Source organism: Streptomyces sp. NPDC052687 (assembly GCF_040678395.1).
Taxonomy (GTDB): Bacteria; Actinomycetota; Actinomycetes; order Streptomycetales; family Streptomycetaceae; genus Streptomyces.
In genome coordinates this window covers 1-20,873 of sequence record NZ_JBFATR010000021.1, presented here as the reverse complement: position 1 = coordinate 20,873, position 20,873 = coordinate 1, and the positions used below count along the sequence as shown (strand labels likewise).

The 20,873-nt window shown below is 74.5% G+C and carries 18 protein-coding genes; 10 read left to right on the top strand and 8 right to left on the bottom strand.

Annotated elements, in window-relative coordinates; genetic code table 11:
- Positions 1–258: 258 nt before the first annotated feature.
- The 3 genes from AB0K92_RS18635 (at position 259) to AB0K92_RS18625 (ending at position 2,954) form a co-directional block, all read left to right on the top strand.
- Complete coding sequence (locus AB0K92_RS18635; RefSeq protein WP_365924165.1) at positions 259–903, top strand: DUF3043 domain-containing protein; 645 nt, start codon at positions 259–261, stop codon at positions 901–903.
- 80 nt (positions 904–983) lie between these two features.
- Complete coding sequence (locus AB0K92_RS18630; RefSeq protein ID WP_365924273.1) at positions 984–1,688, top strand: methyltransferase domain-containing protein; 705 nt, start codon at positions 984–986, stop codon at positions 1,686–1,688.
- Positions 1,689–1,745: 57 nt separating this feature from the next.
- Complete coding sequence (locus AB0K92_RS18625) at positions 1,746–2,954, top strand: trypsin-like peptidase domain-containing protein (RefSeq protein ID WP_365924163.1); 1,209 nt, start codon at positions 1,746–1,748, stop codon at positions 2,952–2,954.
- A 54-nt stretch (positions 2,955–3,008) separates the two neighbouring features.
- On the opposite strand, the gene AB0K92_RS18620 is transcribed toward AB0K92_RS18625, so the two are convergent.
- Positions 3,009–3,233, bottom strand: a complete 225-nt coding sequence (locus AB0K92_RS18620; RefSeq protein ID WP_365924161.1) for a hypothetical protein — start codon at positions 3,231–3,233, stop codon at positions 3,009–3,011.
- 115 nt (positions 3,234–3,348) lie between these two features.
- On the opposite strand from AB0K92_RS18620, the gene AB0K92_RS18615 reads away from it, so the two are divergent.
- Complete coding sequence (locus tag AB0K92_RS18615) at positions 3,349–4,557, top strand: bifunctional adenosylcobinamide kinase/adenosylcobinamide-phosphate guanylyltransferase (RefSeq protein WP_365924159.1); 1,209 nt, start codon at positions 3,349–3,351, stop codon at positions 4,555–4,557.
- A gap of 135 nt (positions 4,558–4,692) precedes the next feature.
- Here the strand turns inward: AB0K92_RS18615 and AB0K92_RS18610 are convergent, their stop codons facing one another.
- Entirely contained in the window at positions 4,693–5,751 is a 1,059-nt protein-coding gene (locus AB0K92_RS18610; RefSeq protein WP_365924157.1) for a class I SAM-dependent methyltransferase, read from the bottom strand.
- A gap of 210 nt (positions 5,752–5,961) precedes the next feature.
- Between AB0K92_RS18610 and cobT the strand changes: the two genes are divergently transcribed.
- A complete protein-coding gene (gene cobT, locus AB0K92_RS18605) occupies positions 5,962–7,119 on the top strand; it encodes a nicotinate-nucleotide--dimethylbenzimidazole phosphoribosyltransferase (RefSeq protein ID WP_365924155.1) in 1,158 nt (385 codons plus the stop codon).
- 416 nt (positions 7,120–7,535) lie between these two features.
- Positions 7,536–8,267 carry a hypothetical protein gene (locus AB0K92_RS18600; protein ID WP_365924153.1) on the top strand — a complete coding sequence of 244 codons (732 nt, stop codon included), beginning with the start codon at positions 7,536–7,538 and terminating at the stop codon, positions 8,265–8,267.
- Here AB0K92_RS18600 and AB0K92_RS18595 read toward each other — a convergent pair.
- On the bottom strand, positions 8,174–8,938 hold the full coding sequence (locus AB0K92_RS18595; RefSeq protein WP_365924151.1) for a hypothetical protein: 765 nt from the start codon (positions 8,936–8,938) through the stop codon (positions 8,174–8,176). The two genes, AB0K92_RS18600 and AB0K92_RS18595, sit on opposite strands and share 94 nt — an antisense overlap.
- A 100-nt stretch (positions 8,939–9,038) precedes the next feature.
- Here AB0K92_RS18595 and AB0K92_RS18590 point away from each other — a divergent pair, with 100 nt between their 5' ends.
- Positions 9,039–9,821: an adenosylcobinamide-GDP ribazoletransferase gene (locus AB0K92_RS18590; RefSeq protein ID WP_365924271.1), complete on the top strand. Its 783-nt coding sequence runs from the start codon at positions 9,039–9,041 to the stop codon at positions 9,819–9,821.
- 9 nt (positions 9,822–9,830) lie between these two features.
- On the opposite strand, the gene AB0K92_RS18585 is transcribed toward AB0K92_RS18590, so the two are convergent.
- The 5 genes from AB0K92_RS18585 to AB0K92_RS18565 form a co-directional block, all read right to left on the bottom strand.
- Entirely contained in the window at positions 9,831–10,619 is a 789-nt protein-coding gene (locus AB0K92_RS18585) for an endo alpha-1,4 polygalactosaminidase (protein ID WP_365924149.1), read from the bottom strand.
- A complete protein-coding gene (locus tag AB0K92_RS18580) occupies positions 10,616–11,263 on the bottom strand; it encodes a spherulation-specific family 4 protein (protein WP_365924147.1) in 648 nt (215 codons plus the stop codon). The genes AB0K92_RS18585 and AB0K92_RS18580 overlap by 4 nt, the downstream gene beginning before the upstream one ends.
- Positions 11,260–12,813, bottom strand: coding sequence for a hypothetical protein (locus tag AB0K92_RS18575; RefSeq protein WP_365924145.1), 1,554 nt, complete (start codon positions 12,811–12,813; stop codon positions 11,260–11,262). The genes AB0K92_RS18580 and AB0K92_RS18575 overlap by 4 nt, the downstream gene beginning before the upstream one ends.
- Positions 12,810–14,330 (bottom strand): GT4 family glycosyltransferase PelF, encoded by a 1,521-nt coding sequence (pelF, locus tag AB0K92_RS18570; RefSeq protein WP_365924143.1) that lies wholly within the window; start codon positions 14,328–14,330, stop codon positions 12,810–12,812. Before pelF ends, AB0K92_RS18575 begins: the two co-directional genes overlap by 4 nt.
- A gap of 118 nt (positions 14,331–14,448) precedes the next feature.
- Positions 14,449–16,422, bottom strand: a complete 1,974-nt coding sequence (locus AB0K92_RS18565) for a hypothetical protein (protein ID WP_365924269.1) — start codon at positions 16,420–16,422, stop codon at positions 14,449–14,451.
- Positions 16,423–16,861: 439 nt separating this feature from the next.
- On the opposite strand from AB0K92_RS18565, the gene AB0K92_RS18560 reads away from it, so the two are divergent.
- From AB0K92_RS18560 to AB0K92_RS18550, 3 genes are all read left to right on the top strand, one after another.
- Entirely contained in the window at positions 16,862–18,409 is a 1,548-nt protein-coding gene (locus AB0K92_RS18560) for a leucyl aminopeptidase (RefSeq protein ID WP_365924141.1), read from the top strand.
- A gap of 311 nt (positions 18,410–18,720) precedes the next feature.
- Complete coding sequence (gene lpdA / locus AB0K92_RS18555; RefSeq protein WP_365924140.1) at positions 18,721–20,109, top strand: dihydrolipoyl dehydrogenase; 1,389 nt, start codon at positions 18,721–18,723, stop codon at positions 20,107–20,109.
- 62 nt (positions 20,110–20,171) lie between these two features.
- A partial coding sequence (locus AB0K92_RS18550) for a biotin/lipoyl-containing protein (RefSeq protein ID WP_365924138.1) occupies positions 20,172–20,873 on the top strand: 702 nt, incomplete at its 3' end.

Sequence of the window (20,873 nt, the reverse complement as noted above, 5' to 3'; positions counted from 1 at the left end):
TCATGGGCTTCGCGCGCCCCCTTCTGACCGACTCCGGCTCCAGCTCTGCGACAGAACCCACAGTACGGGCCCTGCTTCCATTACCGCACTGTTCGGGCGCGGATGCGCTCATCCCCGAGGACGACTGAGGAGCCACCCGCTCCGGCGTAGGGAGGAGGTGATCCCCGGATGCGCCCCAGGGGTCCCTCAGGGTTCCGAGGCGTACGCATCGTCCCCTCTGTCCCCTTACAGACGTCCGGTGTTGCCGGATCGTTCCCCGTGGGGCTGGGGTCCAACCCCGGGCACCCCGTACCCTTGGCTTTTGTGTTCCGTAGCCGTGCCAAGGAAGAGAAGGCCACCGTCGCCGACAAGGCGCAGGTGACCGTCTCCAAGCAGCCCCGTGACCCGCAGGCCCCCAAGGGCCGCCCCACGCCCAAGCGCAGCGAGGCCCAGTCGCAGCGCCGCAGTGTGGCCAACACGTCGTTGACGCGCAAGGAGGCCGCCAAGCGGGCCCGCGAGGAGCGCCGTGCCGCGCTGGAGCGGCAGCGCCAGGCGCTGGCCGGCGGTGACGAGCGGTATCTGCCGGCCCGTGACAAGGGCCCGGTCCGCCGCTTCGCCCGCGACTTTATCGACGCGCGGTTCAACATCGCGGAGTTCTTCCTGCCGATGGCCGTGGTCATCCTGGTGCTGAGCATGGTGCGGGTGGCGGCGCTGCAGAACATCGCGCTGCTGCTGTGGCTCGTGGTGATCGTGCTGATCGTGCTGGACTCGTTCGTCACCGGCTTCCGCCTGAAGAAGCGGCTCGCCGAGCGCTTCCCGGACGACAACAAGCGCGGCGCCGTCGCCTACGCGCTGATGCGCTCCCTCCAGATGCGCCGGCTTCGGCTGCCGAAGCCGCAGGTCAAGCGCGGGGAGCGACCCTGAGCGCTGCGCCGTTCACCGGGGGTGCGGCCGACGCCTGGCTCAGCAAGGTGGGCGGCCTGCGTGATGTCGTACGACAGGAGCTGGTCGCCCGGCAGCTCGAGGAGCAGATAGCCGGGCGGTTCCCGGTCGGGCAGCGGCTGCGGGTGCTCGACGTGGGGATGGGCCAGGGCACCCAGGCGCTGCGGCTGGCCCGCGCCGGGCACCAGATCACCGGCCTGGAGCAGGACCCGACGATGATCGCCGCGGCGCGTGAGGCGCTGGCCGGCGAGCCCGAGGGCATCCGGGAGCGGATGCGGATCATCCAGGGCGACGGCCGGGACACGGGCGTCCACTTCGTGCCGGGCAGCTTCGACGTGGTGCTCTGCCACGGGGTGCTGATGTACGTCGAGGAGCCGGATCCGCTGCTGGCGGGGCTGGCCCGGGTGCTGGCGCCGGGCGGGCTGCTGTCGCTGCTGGTGCGCAACGGGGACGCGCTGGCGATGCGGCCGGGGCTGTCCGGGGACTGGGCGGGTGCGCTGGCCGCCTTCGACACCACCGCCTACCGCAACCGGCTGGGGCTCGACGTGCGGGCCGACCGGCTGAGCACGCTGACCGACACGCTCGCCGGGATCGGGGCGCCGCTGCACGCCTGGTACGGGGTGCGGGTGTTCACGGACACGGCGGCCGACGGCGCGCAGGCGCCGGCCGATCTGGAGACACTCCTGGCGGTGGAGGAACGCGCGGGCCGGACGGACCCGTACCGGGGGGTCGCGGCGCTGCTGCATCTGTGCGGCGTGCGCGGCTGAGCCCGTTCGGGCGTACAGCGCGGGCCGCTGCCCCGGCCCCGGCGCCAGACTCGGGGCATGGAAGCTGATCCTCTGCGGGCGCCGCGCCGGGCCGCGGGCCCGCCGCGCGGACCGCTCGGTGTGCTCGGTGGTCTCGGGGTTGACCGGGTCGTCGGGGTTGACCGGGTCGTCGGCGTTGACCGGGTCGTCGGTCTCGGCCGGGTCGTCGGTCTCGGCCGGGTCGTCGGTGTCGTCGGCGTGGTCGGGGTCCTGCTCGCCGGATGCACCGGTGACGGCGGGGCGGCCGTCCGGGCCGGGGGAACGGCCGGGCGGACGACCGCGCGGGCCGCGGCGCCGGCCGCCGCGGGCGATCTGCAGAACGACTACCAGCGGGTGATCCGCGACGTCCTGCCGTCGGTCGTGCAGATCCAGGGCCGCGAGGACCTGGGCTCCGGGGTGGTCTACGACGACGACGGCCACATCGTCACGAACGCGCATGTCGTCGGTGACCAGCGCGACTTCCAGGTGACCACCGCCAACAGCGAGGAGCGGCTCGCCGCCCGGCTGGTCTTCTCCTATCCCGAGCAGGACCTGGCCGTGGTGAAGCTGGACCGGCCCCCGCAGGGGCTGCGCCCGGCGGTCTTCGGGGACTCCGCCGAGGTGGAGGTGGGCCAGATCGTGCTGGCGATGGGGTCGCCGCTCGGGCTGTCGTCGAGCGTGACGCAGGGCATCGTGTCGGCGACCGGACGGACCGTCACCGAGCCCGGCGACGGCGGCGGCACCGGCGCGACCCTCGCGAACATGGTGCAGACGTCGGCGGCGATCAACCCGGGCAACAGCGGCGGCGCGCTGGTCGACCTCGACGGGCAGGTCATCGGCATCCCGACGCTCGCCGCGACCGATCCCGGCCTCGGCGAGGGCGCCGCGCCCGGCATCGGGTTCGCGATCCCGTCGTCGATGGTGCGCACGGTCGCCGACCAGATCGTCCGGGAGGGCCGGGTCACCGACTCGGGGCGGGCGGCGCTCGGCATCACCGGGCGCACCGTCGTCAACCGCGCCTATCGGCCGGTCGGGGTGGCCATCGTGGAGGTGCGCGACGGCGGGGCGGCCGACCGGGCGGGCCTGCGGCCCTCGGACGTCATCGTACGGCTGGGCGACGCGGACATCACCACCATCACCTCGCTGCAGGAGGCCCTGGCCGAGCTGCGGCCGGGCGAGCGGACCACCGTGACGTACAGCCGCGACGGGGCCGAGAAGACGGTGGACGTGACGCTGGGCGAGCAGTGAGACGGGCGGCCCGGCGCGGACCGCCCCGCCCGCCTCTGGCGCGATGGCCCGCGGCTACGACTCCTGCGCGGCCTCTTCGGCGTGCAGGCTCATCGGGCCGTAGATCTCCGCGCCGTCCTCGAACAGCCGTACCTGGTCCGCTCCCCCGTCGAGCAGGTCCTTCCAGTGCTCCCCGATCCACGACTCGGCGTCGCCCTGCGTGGTGAACTCCTCGGGCTGCACCGCGGGCTGGACCTCCGTCCCGTCGGCCTTCTCGAACCGCCACGTCCATGCCGCCATGTACGCCTCCCAGGTGTCGGCACCAGCTGAGCAGTGGGCCCGGATCTTGGTCCGGCTCCTGCCCTGAGCCTAGCCGGACGCGCAAGACCTGCGGGGAGCCGGGAAAATCGGGTCCGTGGAACTCACTCTGCTCGGCACCGGTGCCCCCGCGGGACTGCCCCGCCCCGACTGTCCCTGCGCGGTCTGCGCGACCGCGCTGGGGCCCGACGCGCGGGCGGCGACCGCGCTGCTCCTGGACGGGGCGCTGCTGCTGGACCTGACGCCGGGGGCGGCGTTCGCGGCGGCGCGGGCGGGCCGGTCGCTGGGCGGGGTGCGGCAGGTGCTGCTCTCCCATCCGCACGACGGGCCCGCCATAGAGGTGCCGGCGGGGCTGCCGCAGCCCGGCCGGGTGCCGGACGGGCGGGAGTTGGCGCTGCTGACGGGGCATCGGGTGCGGGCGGTGGCGCTGGACGCGCCGGGCACCGGTTACGCGGTGACCGGGCCGGACGGGCACCGGCTGCTGTATCTGCCGCCCGGGGGCGCGCCGGCCGGTCTGGAGGAGGGCACCGCGCACGCGGAGCCGTACGACATGGTGCTGGCGGATGTGGTGGGGCGGCCGGACGCGCTGGCGCGGCTGCGGGCGGTCGGGGCGGTGGGGCCGACGACGGACGTGGTCGCCGTCCACCTCGACCACGATGTGCCGCCGGGGGCCGAGCTGGCGCGCCGGCTGGCGGCGGCGGGGGCGCGGGCGGTGCCGGACGGGACGACGCTGATCGTGGGGGCGTACGAGGACGTGCCCGACGTGCCGCGGCGGACCCTGGTGCTGGGCGGGGCGCGGTCCGGGAAGTCGGTGGAGGCGGAGCGGCGGCTGGAGGCGTTCCCGGACGTCGTGTACGTCGCCACGGGCGGGACGCGCGGCGGGGACGGTGAGTGGGCGGCGCGGGTGGCGGCGCACCGGGAGCGGCGGCCGGGGTCGTGGCGGACGGTGGAGACGTGCGACCTGGTGCCGCTGCTGAAGGACGACGGGCCGCCGCTGCTGGTCGACTGTCTGTCGCTGTGGCTGACCGACGCGATGGACGCGGTCGGGGCGTGGGACGACGCGGAGTGGGCCGGCGGGGGCGAGCGGGCGCTGCGGGAGCGGGTGCGGGAGCTGGCCGGGGCGGTGCGGGAGGCACGGCGGGTGGTGGTCGCGGTGTCGAACGAGGTCGGGTCGGGGATCGTGCCGGCGACCGCGTCGGGGCGGCGGTACCGGGACGAGCTGGGGCGGCTGAACGCGGCGGTGGCCGCCGAGTGCGAGCAGGTGCTGCTGGTGGTGGCGGGGCAGGCCCTGGTGCTGCGCGGCTGAGCGCGGACGCGGCGTGACGCGTGCGGCGGGGTGACGCGTGCGGCCGGGCGCCACCCGTGCCCCGGGACCGCCCCCCGGGGACCGCGGCTCAGGCCCGTGGGGGCTCAGGCCCGTGGGGGCTCAGGCCCGTGGGGCTCAGGTCCGTGGCCGGTACGGGGCCTGGGCGATCACCCGGTAGGTGTTGGAGAAGCCCGTGTGGCGGAGCAGCGGGGCCAGCGCGTGGTCCGCCGCGGCGGCCGCCACGGTCATCGGGGCCGTCGCCGCGGACAGGGCGGCGCGCAGCGCGCGCTGGGCCTCGGTCGGAGGGAGGGGGCGCCACGGGGCGTCGGGGCACGGCAGCAGGTGGGCGAGGAGCAGGGTCGTCGCCACGGACAGGTCGTAGGGGGCGTGCAGGCGGTCGGTGCGCAGGATCCGGCAGCCGTGCTGCTCCAGTTCCGCGCGGAGGTTGGCCGGGGGGATGAGGTGCAGGTGGCGGGGCTGGGTGTGGGGCAGCCACCAGCGGCCGAGGAAGGGGGCGAAGAGGCTGGTCGGGTCGGGCAGCTCGATCAGGATCCGGCCGCCGGGGCGGAGCAGGCCGAGGGCCGCGTGCAGGTCGGCGCGCGGGTCGGGGCTGCGGTGCAGCTGGTGCAGGAGGCTGACGACGTCGTAGCGGGCGCGCAGCCGGCCGGTCACGGCGCGGGTGGTCAGCCGGCCGACGTAGGCCTCGTCCAGGCGTTCCGCCTCGGCGGCCTTCAGGACGCGCGGGCTGGGGTCGAGCCCGTCGAACGCGGTGTACGGGAAGAACGCGCGGGCCGCCGCCGGGAAGTCGGCGTTGCCGGTGCCGACGTCGAGCCAGCCCTCCGGTTCGCCGTACGGCAGCATCACGCGGGCGGTGGCCCGCAGCCGGCGCCGGGTACGGCGGACGCGGGCGGGGCCGGGCTGCGCGTAGCGGAAGTGGAACGCCATGCCCTCGGGGGTGAGGCGGGGGTTCTGGAAGACGTGCCCGCACGCCTCGCACCGGTCGACGGTGAAGGTGCCGGGTCTGCCCTGCAGGGGGTCGGAGGCGGTGAACCGGGTCCGCAGGTCACGGGACCCGCACCAGGGGCAGTCCTCGCGGCGCGGTTCGTGGAACCGTTCGGTGCCATGGGCGAGTTCGGCGAGGCAGGCGGCCCGGCGGCGGGCGCCCACGTGCGGGGCGGAGGGCGTGGACGGCATCGGCGGCTCCCGGGACGGACGCGGGCATCCAGGTACATGGACGCGGGCATCACAGGTACATACACGTACGCACGCATGCATACCCGGACACATGCGTGTACACAGGCAAAGGGAACGTATGGGATGGCGATCTAGGGTGCAACGACGTGGTGACCGCGTGGTGCCCCGGCGGCCCCGCCCCGTTCGGCCGGTGCCGGTACTGTTCGGCGAATGAGCTCGCTTAATCTCGACGACTTCACCGATCTGATCGAGCGCCCCGACGGTGGGCTGCGCCGGGACGCCGAGGCGCGCCGGGAGCGCCGGATCGTGCCGCCCGGATCGCTGGGCCGCCTCGACGACCTGGGTGAGTGGCTGGCCGCGGCGCAGGGAACCGCGGTGGTACGGCCGGTCGAACGGCCGCGGGTGGTGCTGTTCGCCGGTGACCACGGGGTCGCCGCGCTGGGCGTCTCGGCGCGGCCCGCGGGCAGCGCGCACGAGCTGGTCCGCGAGGTGCTGGAGGGCGCCCGCCCGGTGGCGGTGCTGGCCCGGCGGCTCGGGGTGCCGGTGCGGGTGGTGGACATGGCGCTGGACTGCGACCCGGGGCTGTTCCCCGAGGACGTGGTGCGGCACCGGGTGCGGCGCGGCAGCGGGCGGATCGACATCGAGGACGCGCTCACCACCGAGGAGGCGGAGGCCGCGTTCCGCGCCGGGGTGGCGGTGGCCGACGAGGAGGCCGACTCGGGGACGGACCTGGTGGTCCTCGGCGACGTCAGCGTCGGCGGCACCACGGCCGCGGCGGTGCTCGTGGCCGCGCTGTGCGGCACCGACGCCTCGGTGGTCACCGGGCGCGGCGGCCTCGCCATCGACGACCTGGCGTGGATGCGCAAGTGCGCCGCGATCCGGGACGCGCTGCGCCGCGCCCGGCCGGTGCTCGGGGACCAGCTCAAGCTCTTGGCGACGGTCGGCGGCGCGGACCTGGCCGCGATGACCGGGTTCCTGCTGCAGAGCGCCGTACGGAAGCTGCCGGTCGTCCTGGACGGGGTGGTGGCCGCCGCGTGCGCCCTGGTGGGTCAGCGGGTCGCGTTCCGGGCGCCGGACTGGTGGCTGGCCGCGCACGACAGCGGGGAGCCGGGGCAGGCGAAGGCGCTGGACCGGATGGCGCTGGAGCCGCTGCTGAGCCACGGGCTGACGGTCGGCGAGGGCGCGGGCGGTGTGCTCGCGCTGCCGCTGGTGCAGGCCGCGGCGGCGCTGGCGGCCGAGCTGCCCGAGAAGCCCGCCGAGAAGGCCGGGCAGCAGGAGGCCGAGCCCGCCGAGACGGGCACGGAGAAGACCGGGCAGCCAGCGGCCGGGGCCGCCGAGAAGGAGGACGCCGAGGCCGCCGCGGAGTGAAGACGGGGCAGCAGGAGGCCGAGGCCGCCGAGGCGAGCGCGGAGAAGGCCGGACAGCCAGCGGCCGAGGCCGCCGCGAGGCAGGACGCCGAGGCCGCCGCACAGTGAAGGCCGGACAGCGAGCGGCCGAAGCAGCCACGAGGGACGACGCCGAAGCCGCTGCGGAGTGAAAACCGGACAGCCAGCGGCCGAGGCCACCGCGAGGGACGACGCCGAAGCCGCCGCGGAGTGAAAACCGGACAGCCAGCGGCCGAGGCCGCCGCGAGGCAGGACGCCGAGGCCGCCGCACAGTGAAGGCCGGACAGCGAGCGGCCGAGGCAGCCGCGAGGCAGAAGGCCGAAGCCGCCGCGGAGTGAGGGACCCGGCTCACGTCGGTTTCGCGCAACGTCTTCCCCGTCGGCGCGGTCTTCCCGGGCGATGAACACGCTCGCCCGCCTCGCCCGCGCCGAATGGGGACCGCTCTGCGCGGCCCTGCGCGAACCGCTGCCGCGGCGGCGGTTCGCGGCCGTCCCGCTGACCGCCGGTGCGGTCTGCCTGACCGCCGTCCTGCACGCCGTGCACGGCACCTCGTCGGGCTACGGCTTCGTGCAGGCCACCGGCACCGTGCGCGCCGCGGATCCGCTGTGGCTCGCGCTGCTGCGCACGCCCCTGTCCCTCTTCGTCCCGGCCCTCGACCTGCCGGTGTGGGGCGCGCTGGCGCAGATCCTGGTCGTCTTCGGTGTCGCGGAGATCTGTCTCGGCCGCCGCCGCACGCTCGCGCTGGCCTACGCCGCGACGCTCGCCGGGACGCTGTACGCCCGGCTGGGCATCGCGCTCGGCCCGCACACCCCGGTGGGGCTGCCCGCGTCGGACGCGTGGGTCGTGGACACCGGGCCGTCGGCGGCGGTGGTGGGGCTCGCGGTGTACGTGGGCTGCCGGTACCGCGCGTACGCGACGGCGGGCGCGGTGACCGCGGCGATGGTGGCGGAGGTGATCGTGAAGGAGAACCTGGCCGGCAAGGAGCATCTCGCGGCGATCGCGGCGGTGTCGGCGCTGTGCGCGCTGGAGGCGGGACGTCAGCGGTGGTCGAGGGCGCGGACGGGCTCGTCGGGCGCGCCGCCGATCCAGTCCTGCACCTTGCGGGCGGGGCCCGTCCAGCGGCGGTCGTGACGGTAGGCGCGCAGCGCGGAGCGCGCGCGGGCGCGCGGGCGGCGGGCGTAGAAGCGGCGGGCCCACGGGGAGCCGGGGCGGGCCAGGCGGACCGCGCCGATCAGGGCGAGCAGCGGCACGATCGTGCCGAACAGGGCCATGCGCAGCTTGCCCTTGTAGAGGGCGACCAGGGAGAAGACGAAGTTCCCGGCGACGGTGGAGATGACGGTGCCGCGGCCCTGGCGTTCCTCCTCGTCGACGCCGTCGACCCCGAACGGGGAGAAGCCGGACAGGACCAGGCCGACGAGGGCCACCGTCACCACCACGACCTCGACGCTCTTGCGGCCCGCCTCGCTCCAGTACACGTCGTCGAGGTGGAGGATCAGCGCGAACTCGTCGAGGACCAGCCCCGCGCCGACCCCGAAGGTCACCGCCCACAGGACCGGCCCGAGCCCCTCCCGTCCGCTGGCCACCGCGCCGAAGCCGCCGACGACCGTGAGCACGACGCCGGGGACGGCATGGTGGATGTGCAGGCCGCCCGCCCCCTGGACGTTGCCGAAGGGCCCCTTGCCCGCCCGGATCAGGCGGGTGATCAGCCGGGTGATCAGGAAGGTCAGCACGAAGGCGGCGAGGGCGAGCAGGAGGGGGAGCTTGCCGGGCTCGATGATGTTCCGTTGCAGCCACTGCCCCATGCGTCCCAGTCTGACCCGGTTCTCCCTCGGGCGCCGTCCGGGGAAGCCCGGGCCCCGGAATGCCGTGCGGGCCGTCGCGTAGCCTTCCGGCGTGTCCTCGATCTCTCCGGTTCCGTCCCTGCACGGCCTCCGTTTCGCCTTCGGCACGCTCACCGTCCTGCCGGTGCGGGTGACCCGCTGGGACCGGGCGGCCGCCCGGGGCGGGATGCTGTGCGCGCCGGTCGCCGGGCTGGTCGTCGGCGCCCTCGCCGCGGCGGCCGGGGTGGCGCTCCTGCTGCTGGGCGCCGGTCCCCTGCTCGCCGCCGTGGCCTCCGCCGCCGTACCGGCCGTGCTGACCCGGGGGCTGCACCTGGACGGGCTGGCCGACACCGCGGACGGGCTGGGCAGCGGCAAGCCCGCCGAGGACGCGCTGCGGATCATGAAGCAGTCGGACATCGGGCCGTTCGGCGTGATCACCCTCCTCTTCGTGCTGCTCGCCCAGGTGGCCGCGCTCGCCGAGGCCTACGGCGGCTCGTGGGCGCGCGGCGCGCTCGCCGCGGTCGTGTCGGCGGCCGCCGCCCGGCTCGCGCTGACCCTGGCCGCCCGCACCGGGGTGCCGGCCGCGCGCCCGGAAGGGCTGGGCGCGGCGGTCGCCGGGGTCGTGCCGCGGGCGGGGGCCGCGCTCGTCGCGCTGCTGGTGCTCGGGGCGGCGGCGGGCGGCGGCGCGCTGCTCGGGGCGTACGACGCCGGCCGCGCGGTGCTGGCGGTGGTGCTGGCCGTCGCCGCGTCGGAGCTGCTGCTGCGGCACTGTACGCGCCGGTTCGGCGGGGTGACCGGTGATGTGTTCGGCGGGCTCGCCGAGACGGCGGCGACGACGGCGCTGGTCGTCCTCGCCCTCGGCTGACACCGGGGGTCAGCAGGCCCGGCGCCACACCCCCAGCTCGTACCGCTTCAGCATCGAGCTGAGCCGCAGCCGCCGCGCCTCGGGGCAGAAGCTGCGCGTGGACAGCTCGTACTCCACGTGGAAGACGGCCTTGTCCGCCTCGATGAACGGGGTGAGGGCGTCGCACTCGCGGTACTGGGCGCACTGCTCGTTCACCGCGAAGTCGAAGTCGCCGACCAGCTCCGGGATCTGGTCGAGGTCGTTCTTCAGGCCCACCGCGAGGCCCCGCTCGTGGGCGAGGCGGGCGAGGAGCCGGTTGTAGCGGAGCTGGTCGGCGGCGGTGAGGGGGAAGCCGGTGCGGTTGCGGTAGCCGTCCATGTTGTCCGGCTCGACCGCGTCGAAGCCCTTGTCGCGGCACATGTCGAGCCGGGCCGCCATCAGCGGCTCCAGGACGTCGGTGCGGCGGATGTCGAGCCAGCGCTCGCCCGGCCAGCCGTTGCCCTTGCCCAGCACCGCCTTCGGGAACTTGTCTGCGTCCGGGCGGAACTCCTCCCAGGCGCCGGTGGACAGGTAGCAGATCACCTTGCGGCCCCGGCGGTGCAGGTCCGCGACGGCGTCCGCGTCGTGGTCGAAGCCGTCGATGTCGTACACCGGCACGTCGACCGTCGGGTCGAGGCGGCCGCTGAGCTGCCACTGCCAGGGGGTGCCGGGGCGCGGCTGCCAGCGCTCCCCGGACGGCCGGTCCGGTTTGTCGTCGGGGGCGGAGGTGCAGCCCGCGACGAGCAGCAGCAGGGCGAGCAGCAGGATCGGACGTCTCACCGGCGGGGCTCCAGGGTGTGCGGCAGTGTTCCCCAGGGATGATCCCCCGTGCCGGGCACCGCGCAGTGCACGCTCGCGCCCCGCTCGCGGGCGGTCGCGGCCAGGTCGACGCCCGCCGGGACGCCGTGGACGAGGTGGCAGACGCGGGCGCCGGTGCCGGGCCAGGGCCGCCGGGGCCCCGCGCGGTACGCCGTCCAGTCGCCCTCGAAGGTGACGAGGAGGTCGGCGACGCGGGCGTAGCAGGGGTGGGGTTCGGTGCCGTGGTTGAGGGTGATCGTGGTGTACCCGGCCGCCCAGGCGGCGCTCGCCAGGTGGCGGTAGTGGGCGAACTCCTCGACTCCGGCGGCCACTTGGTCGAGGAAGGCGCCGTCCGTGCCGTACCAGGCGCGGTGGCGGCCGAGGTCGCGGGCCACGTCGGCGTGCGGTCGGCGGCCGTAGTCGGTGTCGGCGTAGCCGAGCACCCGGGTGCCGGCCGCCCGCAGCCGGGCGGCGACCTCGGCGAACGCCGGGTCGGGCGCCTCGCCGGGGCCGCTGGCCGGGTTGAGGACCACCCCGTACAGGCGGGGCGCGGCGGCGACGATCGCGTCCCACTCGGCGGGCCGGACGGACGGGTGCTCGTAGTACGGGACCAGCAGGGTGCTCATCGGTGCGCGGTCGCCCTCCCCAGCAGGGCGCAGACCAGCGCCGCCTGGACGGCGGCGGCCACGCCGTGGACGGTCACGGCGACCCAGTGCGGCGCACCGGTGTGGGTGACCAGCGCGAGGGTCTGGACGAGGGCGGCCGCGCAGCACACCGCCGCCGCGCCGTGGATCGCGCCGAACGACTGGAGCAGCAGCCCGGTCCACAGCACCACCCCGAGCAGCAGGAGCCCGGCCAGACGGACGCCGAGGAGGGCACCGCCCTGGTCGAGGAAGGCCGCGGACCCGGGCGAGCCCTGGGGGTGCGGCCACAGGGCCGCGGCGGTGAGGGCCAGGGCGGACAGGGCGGCGAGATAGCCGGCCAGGCAGCGGGCGACGACCAGCGCGGTCGCCCGCCGGAAGGCGCGCGGGGTGCCGGTGGAGCGCAGTCCGGCGAGGCTGCCGCTGCGGAAGCGGTACAGCAGCCATTCGGCGGGGCCCATGCTGAGGGTGAGCGCCACCGCGGCGGGCGCGGCGACCGCGCTGTGCGCCTCGCCGGCCAGTACGTCGCCGAGCGCCGCGTACAGCACGAGGACCCCGCTGCCGAGGCCGAACAGGGCGTACGGCAGCGACGCGGTGAGCCGGGGGCCGCCGGCGCGGTGTTCGAGCGGGCCCAGCGGCCCGAAGGGGAGCAGCGCCGTCAGGCCGGCCGTCCAGTTGCCCTCGCCCAGCTCGCGCAGCGCGGGCGCCACCTCCAGCAGGCCGAGCGCCGCGACCACGCCGAGCGAGCCGAGCAGCAGGGTGATCCGGGTGGGCTCGGGAACCTCGGTGACCAGGGCCGCCACCGCTCCGGCCGCCATCGGCAGCAGCGCGAGGAGCAGGGCCCGTTCGCGGCCCATGACCAGCAGGGCGGTGGCCGCGCCGAGATAGCAGGACTGGCCCGCGGCGAACCCGACGGCGGCCGGGTGCGCGGTGCCCGCGACGGCGAGCGCGGTCAGCGCGCCGAGCAGCGCGCCGAGGGGTGCGCCCACCAGGAGGCAGCGGCGGGCGGCCGAGCGGTCGCCGAGGCCGAGCCAGGAGTAGGCGCGGTGGGCGAGACCCTGGTTCCACGTCCAGCCGGTGAGGGCGCCCGCGAGCAGCGGGACCGTGCCGGCCGGGAGCCCGAAGTCGCCGTCCGGGCCGGCGAGGAAGGGCCCGCCGAGGACGTAGGCGAGGCCCGGCAGGGCGAAGACCACGCCGCGCAGCAGACAGCCCGCCAGGCCGGCCCGCCAGGGGTCGTGGGCGGGGCCGTCGGGTTCGGGGTGGCCGCGCTCCACGCGCGCGTACAGCTCCTCGGCGAGCGCGAAGGAGTCCTTCACGCCGTACCGCTCGCGTATCCGGTCGTCGGACAGGCCGTCGGACTCCAGCAGCGCGGCGATCTCGTCGGGGTGGACGGCCGCCGCTATGAAGTCCTCCAGGCGTCCGGCGAGTTCGTCGACCGGGTCGGGCTCCGCCCAGCTGGGGATGGCGCGCTGCCGGGGGACCGCGGGCAGGCTGTCGGGGCGCGCGCCCGGGGGCAGCCAGACGCTGCCGCTCACCAGCCGGCCCCGTCCGTCGCGACGGCGGCGTACCAGGGGTCGCGCAGCTCCAGGGTCCAGTCGGCGACCGTCTCGACCGTCGGCTCGTACACCTCGGGGGCGCCCGCCAGTTCCCGGTAGACGGTGCGGAAGTTGTCCACGGAGCGGCGCAGGGTGAAGCGGTCGATGACCCGCTGGCGGCCCAGTTCGCCGAGGCGGCGGCGGCGTTCGTGGTCGTGGAGCAGGGTGAGCGCGGCGGCGGCCATCTTCTCCGGTTCGCGCGGCGGCACCACCAGCCCGGTGTCGCCGACCGCCTCGCGGACGCCGCCGACGTCCGTGGAGACGGTCGTGCGGCCGCAGGACATGGCCTCGATGAGGGAGAACGGGAAACCCTCCGAGATGGAGGACAGCATGACGATGTGACCGGCGGCGTAGGCGCGCCAGACCTCGCTGACGCGGCCTTCGAAGGTGAGGCCGTCGCTGACGCCGAGTTCGGCGGCGAGCTTCTCCAGCCCGGTCCGGTAGTCCTCGCAGCCGGGCGGGACCGGGCCGAACAGGCGCAGCCTGGTCCGCGGGATCTCGGCGCGGACCAGGGCGTAGGCGCGGATCAGGGTCTCCAGGTCCTTGATCGGGTCGACGCGGCCGCACCAGGTGAGGGTGGGGACGCCGGGTTCGGGTCCGGCGTGCGGGAAGGCGGCCGGGTCGACGCCGTTGTAGACGGTGCGGATCTTGCCCGCGTCGGCGCCGCCGCGCTCCTCCCAGCGGCGGTTGTACTGGTTGCACGGGGTGATCAGGTCGGCGGAGCGGTAGCCGTGCGAGGTGAGCGCGCGCCAGAAGCCGAGCATGAAGGCCTTCACGGGCCAGCGCTGGGGCTCCTGGCGGTAGCCGAGATAGCGCTCGCGCAGGTAGATGCCGTGTTCGGTGAGGAGGAACGGCACACCGTCGAGGTGGCGGGCGGCGAGCGCGGGGAGGGTGGCGAGGCCGCTGCTCACGGCGTGCGCCACCGAGTTCTCCTGGATCCGGGTCCCCAGCGGGCGCAGCGCGTGTTCCAGCAGGTCGGTGGCGGTGAGCGCGTCGTGCACGGTGGGGCGGGCGGCCGCGGTCGGCAGGTGCGGCATCGTCCATATCCACATCAGCGAGCGCAGCGCGGTCTCGGTGCGCAGCGCGGCGGACAGGCGGCCGGCGCGGGCGAGGCGGGCCAGCTCGGTGAGGGCCTCGCCGAAGTCGCAGGGCGATTCCGGGTCGAGGAAGGACAGCAGGAGCTGTTCGTAGGCGTCGACGAAGCGGCGGCGGGCCCTGCCGTGCGGCGGGCGGCGGCTGCCGGGGCGCGGGCCCCAGGTCGGCACGGTGGTGTGCCGGCGGACGTTGGGCGGCAGTTCCCAGGTCACGGGTTCCCGGCCGCTGCCGGTGAGCGAGACGAGGTGGAAGTCGACCTCGGGCATGCCCTTGACGAGCTGGTCGCACCAGGTGCTGACGCCGCCGTGGACATGCGGGTAGGTGCCTTCGGTGAGCATGGTGACGTGACGTCCGGTACGCATCGCTGCGCGGCTTCCCCCCTGTTGTGCGGAATCCGTGCGGGGAACTGCTGCTCGTCGTCCGGCCGCGGGCCGTCGCGGTCCGGTCGCGCAGTTCCCCGCGCTCGTTAGGAGATTCCTCTTACGGCAGTTTCAGCGTGACCGCGGATTGCAGGGCCTCGGGTGCCGTCCATGCCGAGCGGGCGCCCGCGTACGGGGTGCCGAACGGTGTGGTGCCGAGGGGAAGTTGCTTCCTCGTGCCCTCGGGGGCGGTCACCGGGATCCGGGTGCCGGACGGTGCCCTGACGGTCACGGTGTCGCCGATGCGGTAGGCGGTGACCTGGTTGTTCGCGATGGCCGTCCGCCAGGCGGCGCGGCGCGTCAGTTCGGTGCCGATCGCACTGTGCCGCGGGTTCTCCAGCGGGGTGTTGTCGGCGAACAGGGCCCGGTAGTCGGCGAGGACCTTGTCCAGGACGGGGTAGAGGATGCGTTCCTCGGCCAGGTTGGACTGGTGCACGTAGTGCGGGCGCGGGTCGTTGCCGAGGGCGTGGCCCAGGGCGATACGGGCCTCCTGCGGGACGATGTGGGTGTCGTAGCCGGTGGAGACGTCCAGCGGCTCGTCGAGGCAGGTGGAGGTGGGGTTGTTCTCGCAGACGCCGCTGCCGCCGTCCGCCTTCGAGGTGTAGACCCAGTTGTACTCGTCGGTCATCTCGGCCTCGGTGCCGACGTTGTAGTAAACGTTCATCGGGTGGCGCGGGACGGTCTGCGCGGCGCCCACCGGGCGCTGTTCCGGCTCGCGGGAGTTGTCCGAGGCGATCCACTTGACGCCGGTGTCGGCGAGGGCGCCGGCCAGGTTCGGGTTGTCCTCGGGCTGCTGCGGCAGGGTCTTCAGGCCGGAGTGCTCGCCGGTGACCAGCTCGGTGCGGTCGACCGGGAGGCCCTTGGCCAGGGCCCACTGGTGGTTGTCGCGGATCTGCGCGGCGATCTCGGCGCGGCTCATGTACCGGGTGCTGCCGTCGGCGTTCTTCGCGCAGCTCCACGGCACGGTCGAGGTGTCCTGCACACAGCCCAGGAAGGGGTGGGTGTAGGTGTGGTTGATCCAGCGGTACTGCGCCCTGTCGGCGAGCAGCCGGTCGGTGAGCGGGTCGGTGCCGCCGTGCTCGGCCTTCCACCGCTCGCCGGAGCCGGCGTTGTAGACCATGTCGAGGGTGAAGCCGCGCTCGCGCTGCCACTGGGCGGCGTAGGCCGCGTCGGCGGCGGTCATCCGGATCGGCGTGGTGGTGTCCTCGCCGCCGCCCGCGCAGTCGATGTCGCCCGGGGTGCAGTTGCGCTCGGTGTCCCAGCGGGCGTCGGGGGCGAAGACGTCGTCCACGTGGACCGCGAAGTGGTTGCGGTCCCGGCCCAGGTGGACGCCCTGGGTCAGCCATTCGACGACGCCGCGGGCCAGCACCCGGAACTGCCGCTGGTGCGCGTTGTAGGCGAACGTCACCACCAGTTCGCGCCGCCCGTCGTGGGCGTACTCGCCGACGAGGCTGCCGCGGCCGGTGGCGCCGGGCACGGGGATGTCGACGTAGCTGGTGAAGCCCTCCCGTGGCCGGGCCACGTATCCGTAGCTCTCCTGGACTGCCGGGTCGTTGTCCTCGAAGGCGAGGGCGCCGTCGAGGTAGCCGAACCAGCGTGCCCTGCCGGCCGCGGTGACGGTCGCCTCGCGCCCGTCGAGGGCGCCCGCCCAGCCGCCCTCGCTGGTGTAGTCGAGGCCGACTCCGGGGTGGGCCCAGGTGTAGGCGTCGACCTGCGGGATGCCGTACGTCCGCTCGTAGCTCTCCAGCGCGGTCTGCTCGGCGGAGCCCGCGCCGAACGGGGCCTCGTTCGGCAGGACGACGCCCTGGAACCTGGCGCGGGGTGTGCCGTTCACCGTGTCGCTGAGGAACGCGGGGGTGACGGTGGGCCGGCCCGGGTCGGTCAGGTCGATCGTGGTGTACGGGACGCCGGTGGCCCGCAGCTGCGCGGTGATGGCCCTGACGGGGCTGTCCCCGTTGTCCACCACCAGCACCCGCAGGTCGATCCGCGGCTCGCCGGCCGCCGACGCGCCGGGTGCCCCCAGCCCGAGCGTCATCAGTGCGGCGGCCGCCGTCACGGCGACCGTTTCTCTCCTTGTGCGCGCGCGTGGCGCCATGGTGGTTCCTCCCCCCAGAAGATCCTCCATGCCCTCGGTGCCGCGCGGAAGGTGCGGCTCTCCGGTGAACCGGCCACGGAGGATCATGTGGAAATCATGCAAAGCGGCGAGCACGGGGCTCACCGGAACCCGACGAGTGTGACCCAGTTCATGGAGTGCGAGGATCGGGAAATGGCCACGACGCCACTCACAGGTGAACGCCCGCAGGCGTGAGCGAACGAACCCGCGCGCGTAGTCTCTCGTCCCAGGTGCGCGCCGCAGTGACGCGGACCCGGTTGAGACCACCACACAGGGCCGGATCTAAGGTCGGCTGTCGGGCCCGGCCGACCCACCCTGTTCGGCCAAGGCAACTTCACATCGGAAGCGAGAAATCACCACCGTGACTGCTCTCACTCTCAGCACCGCCGCGGCGGCCGGCCTGCGCGCCGACGCCCTCGTGATCGGTGTCGCCAAGAGCCCGAGGGGCGGAAAGGGGCTCGCCGTCGCGCCGGGCGCCGAGGCCGTGGACCAGGCCTACGACGGCCGGCTCGCCGGCCTCCTGGAGACCCTCGGCGCCTCGGGCGCCGAGGGCGAGGTGACCAAGCTGCCCGCACCCGACGGCTTCAAGGCGCCGCTCGTGGTGGCGGTCGGCCTGGGCACGCAGCCGGACGAGGACGGCGAGTACGACGCCGAGGCGCTGCGCCGCGCCGCCGGTGTGGCCGCCCGCGCCCTGACCGGCACGAAGAAGGCCGCCTTCGCCCTGCCGGTCGCCGACGCCGCCGCGCTCGGCGCCGTCGCCGAGGGCGTGCTGCTCGGCGCGTACACCTTCGACGCCTACAAGGACAGCGGCCGCCAGGCGGGCGGCGCCGCCAAGGACAAGGACGGCAAGGCGCCGCTCGCCGAGGCCGCGATCCTCGGCGGCAAGCCCCGCGACAAGGCGTACAAGGCCGCCCTGGAGCGCGCCACCGCCGTCGTCGAGGAGCTGAACCGTGCCCGCGACCTGGTCAACACCCCGCCCAACGACCTCAACCCGGAGGCCTTCGCCGCCGTCGCCCAGGCCGCGGCCAAGGAGCACGGCATCAAGGTGCAGGTGCTCGACGAGAAGGCGCTCGCCAAGGGCGGCTACGGCGGCATCCTCGGCGTCGGCGGCGGCTCCGCGTCCGCGCCGCGCCTGGTGAAGCTGACGTACAAGCACTCCAAGGCGAAGAAGCACCTCGCCTTCGTCGGCAAGGGCATCACCTACGACTCGGGCGGCATCTCGCTGAAGCCGGCCGGCCACAACGAGACGATGAAGTGCGACATGAGCGGCGCGGCGGCGGTCTTCGCCGCGGTCGTCGCCGCCGCGCGCCTCGGCCTGGAGGTGAACGTCACCGGCTGGCTGGCGCTCGCCGAGAACATGCCGTCGGGCTCCGCGGTGCGCCCCGGTGACGTGCTGCGCATGTACAGCGGCAAGACGGTGGAGGTGCTCAACACCGACGCCGAGGGCCGGCTGGTGCTGGGCGACGCGCTGTGGGCCGCGTCCGAGGAGAAGCCGGACGCGATCGTGGACGTGGCGACGCTGACCGGCGCGATGGTGCTGGCCCTGGGCAACCGCACCTTCGGTGTGATGGCCAACGACGACGCGTTCCGCGCGGCGATCGTGGAGGCCGCTCAGGAGGTCGGCGAGGAGTCGTGGCCGATGCCGCTGCCGGAGCACCTGCGCAAGGGCATGGACTCGCCGGTCGCGGACATCGCCAACATGGGTGAGCGGATGGGCGGCGGGCTGGTCGCCGGTCTGTTCCTGCGCGAGTTCGTCGGCGAGGGGATCACCTGGGCGCACCTGGACATCGCCGGGCCGGCGTTCAACGAGGGCGGACCCTTCGGGTACACGCCGAAGGGCGGCACCGGGTCCGGTGTGCGGACGCTGGTGCGGCTCGCGGAGCTGACGGCCGCGGGTGATCTCGGGTGACGTTCGCCCACTGAGTGGGGTGCGTCCGTTGCAGGGCGGCCTCAGGGGCGTGGGGGGCTGGTCGCGCCCACGCGGCGGAGCCGCATATCGACACGGCCCCGCGCCCCTGGGGTCAGTCCCCTCCCCCCGTCCAGACGTGAACGTGCTACGTCTCACACCCCGGCCCCGCGTCTCGTCAAGGGCGGACTAGTGCGAAGATGGGGCACGGCAGGACAGGGCCCCCACCTAAGGGCCGAAGAACGAGCGGCCGGACACCAGCCGCCGACCGGTCACCGCTGACCGGCGTGGCGCACATGCATGGAGGACGTGACGTGGCGAACGACGCCAGCACCGTTTTCGACCTAGTGATCCTCGGCGGTGGTAGCGGTGGTTACGCCGCGGCCCTGCGCGGGGCGCAGCTGGGCCTGGACGTCGCCCTGATCGAGAAGGACAAGGTCGGCGGCACCTGCCTGCACCGGGGTTGCATTCCCACCAAGGCCCTGCTGCACGCGGGCGAGATCGCCGACCAGGCCCGCGAGAGCGAGCAGTTCGGTGTCAAGGCCTCCTTCGAGGGCATCGACATCGCGGGCGTGCACAAGTACAAGGACGAGGTCATCTCGGGCCTGTACAAGGGCCTGCAGGGTCTGGTCGCCTCGCGCAAGGTGACGTACATCGAGGGCGAGGGCCGGCTGTCCTCCCCCACCTCCGTGGACGTCAACGGTCAGCGGATCCAGGGCCGCCACGTGCTGCTGGCGACCGGCTCCGTGCCGAAGTCGCTGCCGGGCCTGGAGATCGACGGCAACCGGATCATCTCCTCCGACCACGCCCTCGTCCTGGACCGCGTGCCGAAGTCCGCGATCATCCTGGGCGGCGGCGTCATCGGCGTCGAGTTCGCCTCCGCGTGGAAGTCCTTCGGCTCGGACGTCACGATCATCGAGGGCATGAAGCACCTCGTCCCGGTCGAGGACGAGAACAGCTCCAAGCTGCTGGAGCGCGCCTTCCGCAAGCGTGGCATCAAGTTCAACCTGGGCACCTTCTTCGAGAAGGCCGAGTACACCCAGGACGGTGTGAAGGTCACCCTGGCCGACGGCAAGGAGTTCGAGGCCGAGGTGCTGCTGGTGGCCGTCGGCCGCGGCCCGGTCTCGCAGGGCCTGGGCTACGAGGAGGCCGGGGTCGCCATGGACCGCGGTTACGTCCTCGTCGACGAGTACATGCGGACCAACGTCCCGACCATCTCCGCGGTCGGCGACCTGGTCCCGACCCTCCAGCTCGCGCACGTCGGCTTCGCCGAGGGCATCCTGGTGGCGGAGCGGCTGGCCGGTCTGAAGGTCGTCCCGATCGACTACGACGGTGTCCCGCGGGTGACGTACTGCCACCCGGAGGTCGCCTCCGTCGGTCTCACCGAGGCCAAGGCGAAGGAGATCTACGGCGCGGACAAGGTCGTCGCTCTGAAGTACAACCTGGCGGGCAACGGCAAGAGCAAGATCCTGAAGACCGCGGGCGAGATCAAGCTCGTCCAGGTCAAGGACGGTGCCGTGGTCGGCGTCCACATGGTCGGCGACCGGATGGGCGAGCAGGTCGGCGAGGCCCAGCTGATCTACAACTGGGAGGCGCTGCCGGCCGAGGTGGCCCAGCTCATCCACGCCCACCCGACGCAGAACGAGGCCCTCGGCGAGGCCCACCTGGCCCTGGCCGGCAAGCCGCTGCACTCCCACGACTGACCCCCTCGGTCACTGGGCGCGACGACACAGACTTCCGCAATTCGTTAGGAGCAACCGAAACCATGGCGGTTTCCGTAACCCTTCCGGCGCTCGGCGAGAGCGTCACCGAGGGCACTGTCACCCGCTGGCTGAAGGCCGAGGGTGAGCGCGTCGAGGCCGACGAGCCGCTGCTCGAGGTCTCCACCGACAAGGTCGACACCGAGATCCCGGCCCCGGCCTCCGGTGTCCTGGCCTCCATCAAGGTCGCCGAGGACGAGACCGTCGAGGTGGGCGCCGAGCTGGCGATCATCGACGACGGCACCGGCGCCCCCGCCGAGGCTCCGGCTCCGGCCGCCGAGCAGGCGCCCGCCGCCGAGCAGGTCGCCCCGCCGGCCCCCGAGCCGGCCCCGGCCGCTCAGCCGTCCACCGAGCAGTCCGCCCCCGCCCCGGCCCCGACCGCCGAGGCCGCCTCCGGCGGCGGCTCCGCCGAGGGCACCGACGTGGTGCTGCCCGCGCTCGGCGAGTCCGTCACCGAGGGCACCGTCACCCGCTGGCTGAAGTCGGTCGGCGACACCGTCGAGGCCGACGAGCCGCTGCTCGAGGTCTCCACCGACAAGGTCGACACCGAGATCCCCGCCCCGGCCTCCGGCGTGCTGCTGGAGATCGTCGTCGGCGAGGACGAGACCGCGGAGGTCGGCGCCAAGCTGGCCGTCATCGGCGCCCCGGGTGCCGCTCCGGCCGCCGCCCCGGCCCCGGCTCCGGCGCCCGCCGCCGAGGCCCCGGCC